Source organism: Streptococcus sp. 2106 (genome assembly GCF_013277315.1).
In the GTDB taxonomy this organism is placed as follows: Bacteria; Bacillota; Bacilli; order Lactobacillales; family Streptococcaceae; genus Streptococcus; species Streptococcus pseudopneumoniae.
This window is the reverse complement of the sequence record NZ_VMMS01000033.1, coordinates 1-15,972: the sequence shown is the minus strand read 5'-3', so window position 1 is coordinate 15,972 and position 15,972 is coordinate 1. Positions and strand designations below refer to the sequence as shown.

Annotated in this window: 10 protein-coding genes and 2 pseudogenes; 7 read left to right on the top strand and 5 right to left on the bottom strand. The window is 38.6% G+C overall.

Translation table 11 applies throughout. The features are described from left to right. The 4 genes and pseudogenes from HT723_RS11525 to HT723_RS04180 all read left to right on the top strand — a co-directional run. Window positions 1–394, top strand: a pseudogene (locus tag HT723_RS11525) (IS630 transposase-related protein); the annotation flags it as partial. A 314-nt stretch (window positions 395–708) separates the two neighbouring features. Further along, window positions 709–1,887, top strand: coding sequence for an MFS transporter (locus tag HT723_RS04190; protein ID WP_023935977.1), 1,179 nt, complete (start codon window positions 709–711; stop codon window positions 1,885–1,887). An 8-nt stretch (window positions 1,888–1,895) separates the two neighbouring features. Next, the gene (locus tag HT723_RS04185) at window positions 1,896–2,282 is read left to right on the top strand and encodes a hypothetical protein (RefSeq protein ID WP_023935975.1); all 387 of its coding nucleotides are present in this window, start codon (window positions 1,896–1,898) and stop codon (window positions 2,280–2,282) included. Then, window positions 2,260–2,541 carry a hypothetical protein gene (locus tag HT723_RS04180; RefSeq protein ID WP_023935973.1) on the top strand — a complete coding sequence of 94 codons (282 nt, stop codon included), beginning with the start codon at window positions 2,260–2,262 and terminating at the stop codon, window positions 2,539–2,541. Before HT723_RS04185 ends, HT723_RS04180 begins: the two co-directional genes overlap by 23 nt. A 96-nt stretch (window positions 2,542–2,637) precedes the next feature. Here HT723_RS04180 and HT723_RS11520 read toward each other — a convergent pair. The 5 genes and pseudogenes from HT723_RS11520 to HT723_RS04150 form a co-directional block, all read right to left on the bottom strand. Then, window positions 2,638–3,276, bottom strand: a pseudogene (locus HT723_RS11520) (transposase); the annotation flags it as partial. A 56-nt stretch (window positions 3,277–3,332) separates the two neighbouring features. Continuing rightward, entirely contained in the window at window positions 3,333–3,683 is a 351-nt protein-coding gene (tnpB, locus tag HT723_RS04165; protein ID WP_023935969.1) for an IS66 family insertion sequence element accessory protein TnpB, read from the bottom strand. Beyond that, on the bottom strand, window positions 3,664–3,849 hold the full coding sequence (locus HT723_RS04160; protein WP_031233524.1) for a hypothetical protein: 186 nt from the start codon (window positions 3,847–3,849) through the stop codon (window positions 3,664–3,666). The genes tnpB and HT723_RS04160 overlap by 20 nt, the downstream gene beginning before the upstream one ends. Window positions 3,850–3,985: 136 nt before the next feature. Further along, window positions 3,986–7,108: an SNF2-related protein gene (locus HT723_RS04155; protein ID WP_172934702.1), complete on the bottom strand. Its 3,123-nt coding sequence runs from the start codon at window positions 7,106–7,108 to the stop codon at window positions 3,986–3,988. Between the two features lie 212 nt (window positions 7,109–7,320). Continuing rightward, complete coding sequence (locus tag HT723_RS04150; RefSeq protein ID WP_172934701.1) at window positions 7,321–8,559, bottom strand: MFS transporter; 1,239 nt, start codon at window positions 8,557–8,559, stop codon at window positions 7,321–7,323. Window positions 8,560–8,907: 348 nt separating this feature from the next. Here HT723_RS04150 and HT723_RS04145 point away from each other — a divergent pair, with 348 nt between their 5' ends. The 3 genes from HT723_RS04145 to HT723_RS04135 all read left to right on the top strand — a co-directional run. Further along, a complete protein-coding gene (locus HT723_RS04145; RefSeq protein ID WP_119948075.1) occupies window positions 8,908–9,585 on the top strand; it encodes a tRNA (adenine(22)-N(1))-methyltransferase TrmK in 678 nt (225 codons plus the stop codon). Then, window positions 9,572–10,369 (top strand): Nif3-like dinuclear metal center hexameric protein, encoded by a 798-nt coding sequence (locus HT723_RS04140; RefSeq protein ID WP_119948074.1) that lies wholly within the window; start codon window positions 9,572–9,574, stop codon window positions 10,367–10,369. The genes HT723_RS04145 and HT723_RS04140 overlap by 14 nt, the downstream gene beginning before the upstream one ends. A gap of 415 nt (window positions 10,370–10,784) precedes the next feature. After that, window positions 10,785–15,972, top strand: a 5,188-nt coding sequence (locus tag HT723_RS04135) for a YSIRK-type signal peptide-containing protein (RefSeq protein WP_172934700.1), incomplete at its 3' end; no start/stop codon positions are given.

Here is a 15,972-nt window from a genome sequence, read left to right as displayed (position 1 = left end):
GAACAAGGACACTTAGAGAGGAAAAAGCGAGTCGTCAAAAACCGAAAGATTCCTTTAGAGGAATTGAAATCCTTTGTAGAGGCTTATCCAGATGCTTTTTTACGGGAAATTGCGGCACATTTTGATTGTGCTGTCCCTTCAGTATGGGCAGCTTTAAAGCAGATGAAGGTCACTTCAAAAAAAGATGACGAGCTTTAAGGAACAAGCCCCAGAGAAAGTCGCTGAGTTTCTTGATATTTTGGATAGCCTAAACGATTTACCAATCGTATATATTGATGAAACAGGAATCGACCGCTATCTCTATCGTCCTTATGCAGGGGCTCCTAGAGGGGAGAAAGTCTATGAAAAGATTAGCGGACGTCGTTTTGAGCGAACTTCAATTGTTGCAGGACAGTCTAACGAATTATAAAAAAGCGTATTATTTATCTGATAGAAGTTTTGATTTCTGGTATGACTTACAATACATATATGTCGAGCTGAATATGTATGAAAAAGCACAAAGATTATTAGAATAATGTCAATTCAAAGTTTCACAGTTAGATTTATCTTTTCTAGAAGATTATTTGGTTATATCTTTAGAAATTTTATATAACTGCAATAAATTTAAACAAATGCAACCGTTATTGAAAATTTTAGATACACATTTTAGTGATAATGAAAAATTATCGGATATGAAAGAAACACTAGAAAGTGAAGTGAGCGAATATCATGAATAACTATCGAATTATCTTAAGAAAATATCCTATTGCAATCAATTTTTTTATTTTCAATTTGTTTTTTAAACTATCTATGTATACTTCAAAAACAGTTCATGCACTCTGGTTTGAAATGAATGATAGGCTCCCTAATTATGGTCTATCCTATTCTGCCATGGCATTTGCTGGCATCTTTTCATTTTATATTGGTAAAAAAATAGGACGATTTACCCCTCAAAGAGTGATTCAATGTGGTTTAATTTTATATAGTATTGGCTTATTTTTTAGGATGTTTCCTAATAACTCAGGTATTTCTATAATATCTGGTTTTGTTTCAGGAATCGGTGCTTCGGTAGTGTTGTTATTAATTAGAGTATGGATTGTGGGCATAGGAAGTGAAGAAGAACGTTCCTCTATTGTATCGTTGAAAGAATTTGCAGATGGAGTAGGAAGTTCTTTAGGCATGCTACTAGCAGGTTTTCTTGTCTGGATTTTAACATTCTTGTTTCAAAACGCTACACAATTGACTCTACTTTTTTCGAGCGTCCTTTGCCTGATTACTGTATTTCTAATTCCTCCTATTACTCAATCTCATAATGAGAGTGGCGATTTGGAGAAGGCTGAATTTAAACATTTTGCAAAAGCTAGAACCCTGCTTGTTGGAACTATAATATTCGGCTTCATTATGGGGGGAAGCGTAAGTTTATTTGCTCCATATCTTCCAGTTATTTTAAGCAAACAAGGTATAAATGTATCTGTTATTGGTGTAACATTGACAATTTTAGGACTACTGAGTACTTATTTCTCTTCTCTTTTTTCAGGTCAAAAAACCTCAAAATATAAAGAGTATATCTTTGTGGTCAGTGAAATTTTAGTGGGCTTATCAACAGTTTTATTGATATTTAATATGCAATTTTTATACTTGTTTCTTATTCTTATATGCAGAGCTTTGTTCTTAAATGGTTCTGTAATTAGTCAAGAATTAATGGAGTTGGATATGTATCCTAAAGAACAAATTTCATATTTCTATGGTATATCTCAAACTTCATATTTTATTGGAGATAGTTTAGGTGGATTACTTGGAGGGAATCTGTATGCAAATGATTTACAAAAAACATTAATCATTTTCTTTATCATTTCCACTATAAATGCAATTTCTTTGTTTCTTTTTTATAAGTATATGAAAAAGTAGGTCACAGGATGATGAAAATAAAAAATTTGGATTTAAATGATGCTATATTCCTATCTTATACTCAAGATAGGAAACTTTTATGGCATGATGAATTATTAGTAGATAATAATGGACAAATAATATATGATAAAGAATTTTCTGCAATACTATCAAATAAAAATTGGAATTATGTGATAGATGAATTGGTAAGAACGATTGAGTATATAGTGAGTAAAACAGTAAAAGATGTTAAAAAAGTTTATTTATATTCAGGAAGTTTTGGATCTATATTAGGATTACTACTGAGTGCCAGATTTTCTCACAATCTAGGTGGACATATATGCGTTTCCCCTTTGATAGATTTATCTAATCAAATAAAAAAAAACAAGTGGAATGGAAAGGAAATGGTTTACTGATAAGTTCTCGACAACTGAAATTACAGAAATGTTTTCTGATAAGGTGTGGAAGAAAAATCTTCCTTATAAAACATTCATCATGCAAAGTCCTAGAGATAAAGTTTTAGATTTTTATTATATGAAGTCGACATTGAACAACTATAAATGTTTTGAAATTGATGAATTACCAATAAATGGTCATGGGCCTGAAACTGAATTTGAACTCAATATACTTAATCAAAGTGTTTTAGAAAAAATGAATAAATTATTTGTTGATTGACAATGATAATTTTCTGTAACCGTCCAATAACGAAGTATATTGAAAAATCTCCATATTAGGAACTATCCGTGAGTTCTCTAATCTGGAGATTTCTTATAGGGGGTGGAGATGTTCTTGACGTTTCTGTAGACGTTCATCAGCTGGCAGAGCCTCCCAGTCTCTTTCCAAGGCAAATAACTGGTCACAATAGGCTAAACCTTTAGCTCCTAAGGATGATTTATCTGCTTGCTTGGGAGTGGCTTCAAAAAATTTCCTTCTCACATGCGCCCAACATCCAACAAGTTCAGCTTCTTCCAGTTGACGATAAGCTTCTAGCGGTTCGCAGTTTACCAAGCTTAGCGTCGCCTTGCTCCTAAACCTTGGACTGCTATTGCATAGGCAGAACTAGAGGACTAAGGTCCTAAGTTACTGCCGCAACATATCACAATGCACATAGCCAGAATAGTCTCCTAGGAAGTCTTGTACTACTGAACCACTTCGACGCTGATCATGGTGGTAAAGCCTAATCCCTTGTTTCTCTGCTTTACCTGACAAAAAAGTCCAATAGTAGGTCAGATGGCTATCACTCTCTAAGACCCTATAAGAGGTTTCATCCGCATGAAGAAGATCTTGTTCTAACAACTTTTCTCGTAAAAGGTTATAAAGGGACTCTAAATAGTATTGACTCGTCTTGATATGCCAATTAGAGATTTCCTTACGTGTGATTGGTAAACCCATCTTAGCCCAATCTTCTTCCATATGCTTCCCTCTCTGTTTTCTAACTTTATTATACTAAAAAGAAAGGCATCATTTCAATAGAAATCACGACTTTCTGATGAATTTATTTTTGGAGTGATAGAAAAGCCTTTCATCAGCCAGTCTACTTGTTCAGATGTGAGAGCTTTGACATCCTTTTCTGTACTTGGCCAAGTCAACTTACCGTTCTCAAAGCGTTTATATAGTAGCCAAAATCCTTGACCATCCCAGTAAAGAGCTTTAAAGCGGTCTTTACGTCCACCACAAAAGAGAAAAACTTGACCTGAGAAAGAATCTAATTCAAAGTGGGTTTTAACCAGATAAGCCAGTGAATCAATGCTTTGCCTCATATCAGTCTTCCCACACACGAGATAGACCTGCCCTAGGCTAGATAGATGAATTGTCATAGAGCAACACCTTATCCAAAAGCTCTTCTATCATTTCGAGATTGAGAGATTGAAAAAAACTTACTTCAAGCTTGCCAATACGAACTTTAAGCAGAATATCATTTCTCTTTTTAGAATCAAAAGGACGAGATTGTGGAATCTCTACAGGAACAATAGGTTGTGGCATTCAAATATCCTCCAATAGTTTTACTTTACGAATAGTATACAGGAGGAGCTCCATGAATGATAGATACCTTGTTATGACGCGCTTACAAAAGAACTAGATAAATCCACTAAGTGTGGTTACTCTAGTTCTTTTTCGTTTATTCAACACCCAAGATTTCTTTAATATCATCAACGCTCAAATTGCTTCTGCTTTCTTGTCCTTCAAGAACGGTGTTGAAGAGTTCTTTTTTACTTTCTTGGAGTTCTTGGATTTTTTCCTCTATGGTACCAAGTGTGATAAGGCGATAGACATCGACTTGTTTGGTCTGGCCAAGGCGGTGGCTTCGACCGATGGCTTGCATCTCGACTGCTGGATTCCACCAGAGGTCACAGAGGATGACGGTATCAGCTCCTGTTAGATTTAGTCCTGTTCCACCTGCTTTTAGGGAAATGAGGAAGCAGTCTTTTTCCCCTTGATTGAAGAGATTGACCATTTCTTGACGTTTATCTGAAGGTGTTTGTCCTGTTATTTTAAAGTGAGACATTTCTTTTTTCTCTAGTTCTTGCTCAATGAGATCAAGCATAGAGGTGAATTGTGAAAAGATAAGTGGTCGTGACCCTTTTTCACGAATGGTGTCTAGGAGCTCGAATAAGCTGTCCATTTTTCCACTATCCCCTTTGTAGTCTTCTAAAAAGAGAGCAGGGGTATTACAGATTTGTCTAAGTCGGGTTAGTCCTGCTAAGATTTCAATTTTATGACGTTTAATCTCATCAGCGCTGGCTCCTGAAACCATTTCTTGCATGCGTCGAAGTTGAGCTAGATAGAGCGTTTTTTGTGAACTGCTGAGTTCATTGCTGTAGAGGTGCTCGCTCAGTTCAGGTAATTCTGTCAGAACTTCGTCTTTTTTCCTACGCAGGACAAAAGGTTGAATCAGTTTAGCAACGAGTTGAGGTGACAATTTTGAAAATTCCTTTTTACTTGGTAGGAGACCTGGTAATACTATCTGGAAAATAGACCAAATCTCTTCGAGACGGTTTTCAATAGGAGTTCCAGATAGGGCATAGCAGGTTTTGACATCAAATTCTCTTAAAGCTTGTGCTGTTTTGGTCTGACTATTTTTTATCATCTGTGCTTCATCTAGGATGAGGTAGTCGTAAGACTGCTTTTGATAATGTTCAAGGTCAGATCGAAAAGATGGATAGCTTGTAATAGTGATAGTAGCAGATTTTTCAATTTGTTTGATACGCTCAGTTTTGCTACTATAGGCTACTTCAACCTGTTTGTGAGGTACAAATTTTCGGAATTCTTCCTTCCAATTATAAAGAAGGCTGGCTGGAGCTAGGATAAGAGCTTTCTGGTCTGGTTTAAGGTTGGCTTCCAGAAGAGTGATGGTTTGCAAGGTTTTCCCTAGACCCATGTCGTCTGCCAGGATTCCCCCAAAATGATAATGATCCAGCATACTCAGCCACTTGACTCCTTCTTTTTGATAGGAGCGGAGTTTGGCCTTGACTTCATAAGGCTTGATATCAAATTCTTCAGGGTGGGTCAGGTCATAAGCCATCTTTTTGAAATCACGAGAAAAATTGACATGTTCATTGTCTTTGAAGGTTTCAGAAAGGCTAAAGGCACGAGATTTGTGCATCTTGATTTTTCCGTCTGAAAATTTAGCGCGAAGATCTTGGAGACTTTGGGCAACCTTGAGACTTTCATCGTCAAAGACTAGAACCTTTCCTTGCTTGGTTTGGTAGTGGCTTTCTTGATTCCATAAAGCTTGGATAGCTTTTTCAACCTCATCTTCTGAAATCATAGAAAAATCAAACTGAACTGAAAGGAAGCCTTCGTCGTCAAAAATGTCAATAACAGCAGGATCTTCTACTAAGAGTTTTTCAAGCGATTCATCTAGTTGAACTTGACCCAGAGTACGAAAAAGAGGGAGTTCTTTTAGGAAGAAATCAACGACTTTGATTTTAGAAAGACTATGAAATTCCTCTTTGAAACCAGCAGAAAGCAGTTGATGATAGATTTTTCTAGCTTTGCTAGCTTGGTAAGTATAGGGGAGGGTTAGGAGATCTTGTTTAGAATGGACTTGTTTTTCTCCAAACGACCACACCATGTTGAGGGCAATTTCATTTCTAGTCTTGGAGAAGGTAAAGGTGGGGATGAAGTCATGGATTTGTAATTCATCTGGGATACTGATAGGAACATAGTTTGAGATGATATTACAGACTTGCATGAGTTCAGCCTTATTTTCCTTTGAAAAGATAAGAGGAGAACTTTCTTGATAATGGTAGATCCAAGTAGCTAATTTATCTAAAAAGTAACGGTGCTCTTTTTTGATGATGTGGAAGTGATTGTGTCGAATCCAAAGTTTTTCTTGAATAATGAAACCAAAATAAGCTGTATTGATGATTTCATAATGGTTATCAGAGTTGACAACTTTAAAAATTTCTTCTTCTGGGATAAAGGGACTATCATCTAAGAATATAAGAGGGTATTCGGCTTTTGAGGTTACATATTGGAAGACATCCAAAGCTTGAAAAAGTGGCACGAGGTCGTTTAAATAGCTAACAGGAGCCTCTAAATAGCGTCCACAATCTCTAGGGCTAATGCCATAACTAAAGCTGAGATGAGAATATTCATTTCTATCGATGAAATATTTTTTGATATAGAGGAGTAGGTTTTGGGATGCTTGATTAAACTGATCCAAGGATAATCTGATTGTCCCGATTTTCTGTGAAACAAAGTAATCTTCCTCTTGGAAAATGAGAAAAATGAAGTGAGCTATATCCTTGATAACATAGGCACGAGAAGCCTGTTCTACCTGTAGTTTTAAGGTCCAGGCTAGGCTATGATTTCGGATTTCGACTTGTCCATGAAGGGAAAGTGAAGGCGCCACCGCTTTTTCTTCTACCAGTTCGTCTTGGAGCTCTTCAGATGGCAAGGTAGGAATCAGTTGGCTGGCAAAACTTGGTTTATGACTCGCTTTACCAATGCGTTCTTGAATAGCTTGGGGGAGGCTACGAAAGTAGAGATCCATGGCAACCCAGTGTTTACAGACTCCCTGATTTTGGAAATCCTTACATTCGCAATGAAAGCCAGTCAAATCGAAGTGCTCCATACTGGTCAGGATGTTGGGTTCCAGATGCATGGAAATACCATCATAGGTATTGGGGTGCTTAAAATATTCTTTATTTTCAGTATCAAAATAGTTTTTTATCTGTTGGAAAATAGTTCGTCCATCCATTCTCATACGAGCAGGGAGTCTATCGGGAACCGCCATTGAAGTAACCTCTATTCTAATTATTCTTTCCTCTATCTTATCAGATTTTATAGGAAAAGAATAGACTTATCTTATATAAATTGCATCTTGATAGGGATTGGAAACATTTGCAGTTGCCAGATAGTTGTATGTAATATCGACAATCAATTACAAGGAGCTTACGATTCCACAGAAACTATCAAGTGAAAACTGACCTATCTATAACATTCTAGCTAAATTTCTTCTTGGTTTGGTAAGTTTTTCATCTGGTGAACTAGATAGGCTGCTATAAGTAGTAAAATTATAAGAGCAAAGGCAACAACTTCAAGACCAACACTTGTTGCAAGAAATACGAGAGCAAGGGATAGGACAGCTGGGATAAGCAAGTTGATAACATTGATGGAGGATTGAACTGATCCCATTAACTCCTCAGGAATGATTCCAAAAATCATGGCTTGCAAGCGAGGACTCAATACTCCTGCCGAGAAAGCATCACCTGCACTTCCTAGTAAAATAAGTAAAAAACTTCCACGTAGAAAACCTATAACAATGAGAGACTCCATCAATAGACTCCAATAAATATTCAGGCGAATAGAAATTTTTTTAGATAGAAATCCACTCAGAAGTCCACCTAAAATAACATGAAGAAGGCTTATCATTATCAAAATTGCCAGACTTTGCCCTGTTGACAAACCCATAAAAGGATAGTGAATCAGTAGAATCGCACTGACAGGCTCTACCATCATCAAAACAGCTTGACTAATGGACAAAATCCAAAGCAAGACCATGACATCTTCCATAGTCATCAATAATTTCATTGACTCTTTCAAATGCTGGAAAAAGCTACTCATTCCTACATAAGGAGGAACTTCGATTTTTTCTTCCTCTTTTTTCAAGCGGTTTCGGATAAGTAGACTTCCTAGAAAGGTAAATAAAAAGGTTAAAACATTTACAAAAGCTAGAGTAGAAATGCTAAACAGTCCTAAAAATACTCCTCCGCTGAGATTACCTATCAAACGTACAATGGAACTCGTGGACTGCCTAAACCCCATAGCCTCCGTCATATCATCGTTTATTAGTCGTATGTAAATCGGTGTCAGCATGTATCCTGCAAGAAAACCAATCGTATCTGAAATCAAGTTCATGCTGCAAATAAAGAAAACAGAAAAGAGAGAGAAGTCGGTACTTGTCAGGAGCAAAGTCACTCCAGAATAAAGGAGGACCTTGATAAAGAGGATAGAAATATACTTGCTGATTCGATTTTTTTGAAAATCAGCTATAACTCCAGTAAAAAGTTGCAAGACCTGTGGAATGGTTTCTGATAGGCTAATCAAAAATATAGCTAAGGGAGCAAAGGCATAAGAAGAGACATAATTGATAAAAGCTAAGTAAAAAATAGTATCTCCAAAACTTGAAATCCACTCATTTACTGTTAGCTGACGAAAAGCTCGATTTTTAAGAAAAATATGCATATTAATCTCCTTATAATAAATTCTAGAAAGCATAGAGCAAATTCGTGGTTCGTCTGACTAAATTTCCTATCTAAATACTACCTTCAAATATAAAATTTAGTGAAACTTTTATCTCCTCTAATCTTCTAAATATATTTTAGTGTATATTTTTTATAAAGTAAAGACTCTTTTGAATAAATTACCCATTTTTTGACAATTCTGTAAATTTCTGAAAAATATTTCAAGTGAATCCATCTATTACCTTAGGACATTGAAACTTCTTTCGCCAGAGGTGCTTATATTACTGGAAAGTTGAAGATTGAAATGTGGTATAATAAGAGGTAATAGAGTTTTGGAAAGTGAGAGAAGATGATTTCAAAGAGATTAGAATTGGTGGCTTCCTTTGTGCCACAGGGAGCCATTTTGCTAGATGTGGGAAGTGACCATGCTTATCTGCCTATCGAGTTGGTTGAGAGAGGACAAATCGAAAGTGCCATTGCAGGTGAGGTCGTAGAAGGTCCCTACCAGTCCGCGGTTAAAAATGTTGAGGCTCACGGCCTAAAGGAGAAAATCCAGGTTCGTTTAGCCAATGGCTTGGTAGCCTTTGAAGAGGCAGACCAAGTGTCGGTCATTACCATTGCTGGTATGGGCGGTCGTTTGATTGCCACTATATTAGAAGAAGGCTTGAACAAGTTAGCTAATGTAGAACGGTTGATCCTCCAGCCCAATAATCGTGAAGACGACTTGCGTATCTGGTTACAAGACCATGATTTTCAGATTGTAGCAGAAAGCATTCTAGAAGAAGCTGGCAAGTTTTACGAGATTTTGGTGGTGGAAGCAGGACAAATGAAACTATCAGCCAGTGATGTTCGATTTGGCCCCTTATTGTCCAAAGAAGTCAGCCCAGTCTTTGTCCAAAAATGGCAAAAAGAAGCTGTTAAGCTAGAGTTTGCCCTCGGACAAATCCCAGAAAAAAATATAGAGGAGCGTCAAGTTTTAGTAGATAAAATTCAAGCCATCAAGGAGGTGCTCCATGCTAGCAAGTGAAGTAATTAACGCATATGAAGCCTTTTGCCCTCAGGAATTTTCCATGGAGGGAGACAGTCGTGGTCTGCAAATTGGCACTTTGGACAAGGAGATACAAAGTGTCATGGTTGCTCTCGATATTCGTGAAGAGACGGTAGCAGAGGCCATTGAAAAGGGTGTGGATTTGATTATCGTCAAGCACGCGCCGATTTTCCGTCCCATCAAGGATTTGGTAGCTAGCCGTCCACAAAATCAGATTTACATTGATCTCATCAAGCATGACATTGCAGTTTATGTCAGCCATACCAATATTGACATCGTTGAAAATGGTCTCAATGACTGGTTCTGTCAGATGCTAGGAATCGAGGAGACAACTTATCTTCAGGAGACAGGTCCTGAACGTGGAATTGGACGTATTGGGAATGTTCTGACTCAGACCTTTGGGGACTTTGCCCAGTATGTCAAGCAAATCTTTGGTCTAGATAGTCTTCGAATGGTGCATTATCAAGAGAGAGATTTGCAGAAGCCTATTTCAAGAGTGGCCATCTGTGGTGGAAGCGGGCAGTCATTCTATAAGGATGCTTTAGCTAAAGGAGCGGATGTCTATATCACTGGTGATATTTACTACCACACTGCCCAGGATATGTTGTCTGATGGCTTGCTGGCATTGGATCCAGGTCACTATATCGAAGTGTTGTTTGTGGAAAAAATCGCAGCACTCCTTACTCAATGGAAAGAGGAAAAAGGCTGGGAACTAGAGATTTTACCTAGCCAAGCATCGACCAATCCTTTCCATCATATCTAGTTAGAAGGTGAAGACAATGAAAAATTGTACTAGTATAATTATGGTAAACTGAAACTACACTAGTACAAATGTGATTCTGAGACATTGTTGAGACTGGATTTTTTTGTAAAACTTATACCCGAAATTTTATAAATAAAAAAATACAATAGTCCTCGTTTTTTTCAGTTTAATCAAAAAATCCAATACATATAATTAGAAAGATAACAATTTACCATAAAATACTCTAAAAACAGAAAAAATCAAATGTTTTTCCTTGCAAAATTCGGGGGGGGGGTGGTATAATTGCTACTAGACTGTATACTCTTCATAGGAGGTATAGTGGGGTAAATAGTCGTAAGTTGCTATTTAATATTATTGTCAATTGAAGAGGAAAATGACATGTTCTCTTCAATCATATCTTTAAGGAGAAAGAGTTATGGATTTTAGAAAGTCTAACAGAGAAAAGGTCTTCCGTTACTCCATTCGTAAGTACCACTTTGGTGCCGCCAGTGTTGCGGTTGCCGCATTGATGTTTTTTGCCAACGGTGCAGTAGCAGCGAGTGAGACAGTCACTCCAGCTACAACTAATGACGTGGTCGCTGGATTTGATGGTAACCCTGATGGGGCTCTGCAGGAGTCGGATGAGGGAGAGTCGAAGGAGGTTGTACTTGAGCAACTTGCTGAAGGCAAGATCACAAAGGAGATAAAAGGGCAAGGGAGGTCAGCGGAAGGATCTAATCAAGGACAGACAGTAGCTGCCCCTAAAACTACTGGAGTAGACTCTAGCCAGCCAGAGTCTGTTCAAGAAAGTCCTCAGGTGAGAGAGAAAAGGGCAGGATCTGCTGACACGATAGCAGCCAAAACAAGCAGCACTGGAGTCCTTCAGCCTCGGGTGCTCAAAGACAGCCAGTCTGACTATGACCCTATTCCACTTGACGATGATGAGGATGATACAGAACAGGATGAACAACCGTTAAACACTCCGGTGACAACAGCGATTCAACCTCGTTCAAGAGGAAGCAGACAAGAAGTTCCTTCAGGCTACATAGCTGTGCCAAGTAATGCTTATGTAGATGGGATCAACTACTTTTTAGAAGATGGACATGCAGGTTCACCTTATGCCCGTGGAACCTATGTCTATGGTTCGCAACGTTCAAGAGCATATTGGGACGGAAAAGAGTTTCGTATTCCGGAAGCGAAAGATTTTATCTACGGGATAGTCAAGAAAACAGAAACTGGTTTTAAATGGGAGATTGATATCAATAAGGGAAAAGTAGGACGGGGTCCACACCACTACTTATCAAATACTTTTTGGTTTACCCTACCTAAAAACCACACTGTAAAAGCAAACTCAGTAACTATTTCTCGTTATGATCATAGGACTGGTGGCACCACTGCTACTAGTGGAGATGCAGGTAACGGAGAGGATCAAATCCTAAAGGCCTTACAATCAGCTGATGGGATTAGTGATGAAAAGCAGGGGACTGTTGCATCAACAGGAGCGGCAGCAAAAAGTGGAGGTTATGGTTATCGGACGGATAGTCTGGATGGCTTAGCCAAGGAAGAAGTTAACTGGTGGGTGCAGAAAGGTTTCTACTACCATGCTGATAAAAACTTCCCAACTGAAGTTGAGAAAAAGGCAGCTTCTAAATACTCTGGTATCAAAAATGAAACCGAGAAAGTATACACCTTCTCTTTGGACGGAGGACGTGATGATAGCTACCATTTGACCTTTGAGACGACTTCCCCAGATACGACTTTCCGTAATCTCTATTACGCCTTGGGTGTTAAAGGGTTTAGGCTGTCAGGGAAATCAGTTAATCGCTTGCTAGTCAATCAGTGGTACGGTAGAGCTGCCGGTGAAGGAGACCAGGCTGAGAAGTATCCGGCTCAGTTGGAAGGGAATGGCTACTATCAGATTGTACAAGGGCAAATTTGGCAGCCGCAAAATAATAATGTATCAACAACTCCAGGTAACTCTTCATCTTTAATTGCTAAAAGCGATGGAGGCATTGACCTTGAATCCTACTTTAAAAATAGGGATAAGGTAGGGGATAATGCTGAATCACATCCAACTTCTTATAATCTTTTTAAGGACGGCGTCAAAGTTGAAAACAACAAAGAAGCTGCAGACACTATCGTCAATACTCCGGGAGTGAAATCTTATCTTGTAGAGCGAATCTTTGCTGACGGTTCTGGTGAATTGGTTCAGTTAAATTTTGTTGTGAAACCGAAAAAACCAAGTTTAAATACTGATTTGCAAAAGCAAGCAGGGACGATAAAGGATATCACTGCAACTAACGGAACCAAAGGTGTAGAGATGATTCTCTACCATGACGGAAAAGAAGTAGCAACCAGTATTGCTGGTGATGATGGAAATGCAACCTTCAAAAATGTTGTTATTACAAACGGTTCTTATACTGTCAAGTCGCGTGTTTCAGGTCAGTCTTATTTGACTGCAGAAGGCAAGCGAACTTCACTCTTAGAGTCTGAATCATCAGATGCTAAAGTAGCCAACTACGATAGCAGTCAGATTCGTATTGGGTTTGGACAAAGTGGAGAGGGCGGAGCAGCTTCTAGCTTGGAGACAAGTAAGTATAAAGCACTATATCTTGACAGTTATACTGGAAAGCAACTACAAGTGCTGGTTCGAGTTCCAGGTGGTAAGTCTATCAAAAATATTGAAGTAACTAATTTAGAAAAAACGGGCTTGGTTCAGGGTGAAGTGGAGCATGAGGGACCCCTAAGTAGCAAGAAGTCATTAACAGGAACTATTAACAAAACCAATTCAGGTATCCATCAAATTACTGTTACGGTTACAACCGCAGATAATACAACCAAGACAGAAAAACTCTATCTATACATTCCATTTACGAAACCGAGTTTTGCAACAACAGCTGAGAGTTTGAAAGGAAAGACGACAGGAAAACCGGTCATCAAAGCAAACTCTGGAACAAAAGGAGAAGCAGCAAATATTCCTGATAAAGCAAAACTGAAAACCTTCTTGGTTAAAGGTGGGAATGATGTGGATGCTGTAGGCACAGGTGCTTCTGATAATAAGCCTAAAAAAGCTACTGGCTATACTATTCTTGCTAGTGGTGATGTTAAGGCGGATGGAACAGTTGAGTTTACTCCTGATAAGTATAGACAAGAATTGGTGGGGAATGAGGAACTTCGTCTAGTTACGGCAGTGGTTAAGGAAGGTACAGATGAACCTGTTTTAGACTATCTTGTATCACCACTATCAGAATCGCTTAAACTAGAACTTCCTACAGAAGCTAGCCGTGACTTTGTAAGCCCAGCAGAAAAAGTTACCGTTGAAAATCCAGGTAGTCTAAATCAAACCGAGAAAGATAAGCTAAAAAAAGCTATTGAAGATGCTAATCCAGGATTTAAAGTTGAAATAACAGATGATGGTAAGGTTCAGGTGACCAGACCGGATGGACAAGAGGAAGAAGCTGCTGTCAGTGATTTTGTGAAACAAAATGGGCAAGCAGATTCTGCAGATGATTCGACTTCTCCAAAAGAAATCCAAAAACCAACTGAAAAAGTGAAGGTAGCTAATCCAAATAAGCTAACCAAAGAGGAATTGGAAAAGATTACTCAGAAGGTTCAGGAGAAAAATCCTGGTGCTACTGTAAACGTTGGGCAAAATGGAGATGCCTATGTTGTACAACCAGATGGAACAAGTGGCTTGATTTCCCACAAAGATTTGTTGGAGCTGACAGAAGAGCAAAAAGAAGCTGCAAAGAACCGTAAACCGTTAGTCAACCCAGAGCAGAAAGTACCTGTAACCGATCCAGAGAAACTAAATTCTTCAGATATTGAAAAGATTAAGAAGGCTCTACAAGCTGCTAACCCAGGAGCGACTGTTACAGTGGATAGTGATGGAAATGCAACTGTTACAAGTCAGGACGGATCAGAAAGTAAGTTTATCTCACGAGATGACTTGGTTACAAAAGTGACGGTCCAAGCGCCTCAATCTCCAACTATCTCACAAGATAAAGAAACTCTAACGGTAACATCAATGGTAGGTCAAGACGAAGCTACTAAGGTTATGCTTACGTATACAAATGCTACTGGACAAAAAAAAACTGTTGGTTTTACTAAAACTGGTAGCAACTGGAATAAGGATGACGCCAATGCAGATAGCACAATTTCGATTATAAATGATGAAAATGGACTGGGCAAAATCCTAATCCAAGCTGAAACAGCAGAAGCAGGTTCAACAGTTACAGTTAAGCAGCAGAAGGACGGCTCTGACTTTAGTATAGCAGCTACTACTAAGGTTTTAGGAAGATTAGAGGATGTAAGTGGTATAGCCCAACCAGATGGTTCGGTTGTAATTACTGTACCGCAGGAAGCTACTGAGTTTGATTTGACTTATCATAATCAAACTAGTAATCGTTCAGAAACACAACATTTTAGAAAAACTGATCAAGGATGGAGTGCTGTTGCAGGAATTACAGCTAGTGGCAATAGCTTTACCCTTCCAAAAAGTTTAGTAAAAGACGGGACGGAAGTTGCGGTAAAAGCTTCTAGCGCAACGAAAATTTCAGAAACTAAACGAATTAAGGCTAAGTTTGAACAACCGAGTGCAACAACTAGTGCTACACGTCAAAATGGAGATGTAGAAGTTACATTACCGACAGATGCAGAAAAAGTGACCTTAACTTATAAGAACAAACAAAATACCAATGCCACAGTAACACTGGTTAAACGAGGAAATAATTGGAGTTCTTCAACAACCTTACCAGATGGTATCAGTCTAGCAAATGGTAAGGTTACGCTTGACTATACAAAAGTGAACAGGAATACAAATATCACAACAGCCTCTACTAGAGGAAATGGCGATGTTGAATCTCAAGCAAATAACCAAAATCATCCTATTCCAGAACACACAGCTCCGACGACTAAGACGATTACAAAAGTAATCGGTGAAAATCCTACAAATGCAGAGTTACTTGCTGCTGTAGATGTAGCTAACAAAGCATCAGCTGTACTGAAAGAAGGAACACAGTATCCAACTACAGTAGGGAACCATACTCTTGACGTTGTTGTTACTTATACAGATCAAAGTACAGAAAACGTAAGAGTAACGTATGTGGTGAAACCAGCAGACAAGACAGCTCTAACGCAAGCGAATAACGATTTAGCAAGCGAAGTAGCAAGTCAACCAACTACAGATGACAAGCCACAAAGCAAAGTTGACGCATATACTAAAGCAAAAGAAGCGGCGGATAAAGCAGTGGAAGCAGCGAAAAAAGTAATAGCGGACGACAATGCGACACCAGAAGCTGTACAAGCAGAGCTAGCGAAAGTAAACGCAGCCAAAGCAGCCTTGAAAGCGGCAGAAGATGCCGTAACAACCGCAGCGACAACTACAGCGAAAAATAAACTAACTGAGGATAAAGCGAAGTTAGATGAAGCTGTAAGTACAGAAGGTAAGACACCAGAAAGTATTCAAGCATACGAAGCCGCTAAGAAAGAAGCAGAAGCAGATGTTGCAACAGCGAAGGAAGCAGCCAAAGCAGTATTAGCTAAAGGTGACAATGCGACAGCAGCTGAAGTTCAAGAAGCGCAAGAAAAAGTAACAGAAGCGCAAGGTAAGTTAGACAAAGCGA

Coding starts and splice junctions, on each gene's coding strand:
- tnpB (WP_023935969.1), bottom strand. CDS start 3,683: ATGACAATTCATCTATCTAGCCTAGGGCAGGTCTATCTCGTGTGTGGG.
- HT723_RS04180 (WP_023935973.1), top strand. CDS start 2,260: ATGGAAAGGAAATGGTTTACTGATAAGTTCTCGACAACTGAAATTACA.
- HT723_RS04140 (WP_119948074.1), top strand. CDS start 9,572: ATGCTAGCAAGTGAAGTAATTAACGCATATGAAGCCTTTTGCCCTCAG.
- HT723_RS04150 (WP_172934701.1), bottom strand. CDS start 8,559: ATGCATATTTTTCTTAAAAATCGAGCTTTTCGTCAGCTAACAGTAAAT.
- HT723_RS04190 (WP_023935977.1), top strand. CDS start 709: ATGAATAACTATCGAATTATCTTAAGAAAATATCCTATTGCAATCAAT.
- HT723_RS04160 (WP_031233524.1), bottom strand. CDS start 3,849: ATGCCACAACCTATTGTTCCTGTAGAGATTCCACAATCTCGTCCTTTT.
- HT723_RS04185 (WP_023935975.1), top strand. CDS start 1,896: ATGATGAAAATAAAAAATTTGGATTTAAATGATGCTATATTCCTATCT.
- HT723_RS04145 (WP_119948075.1), top strand. CDS start 8,908: ATGATTTCAAAGAGATTAGAATTGGTGGCTTCCTTTGTGCCACAGGGA.
- HT723_RS04155 (WP_172934702.1), bottom strand. CDS start 7,108: ATGGCGGTTCCCGATAGACTCCCTGCTCGTATGAGAATGGATGGACGA.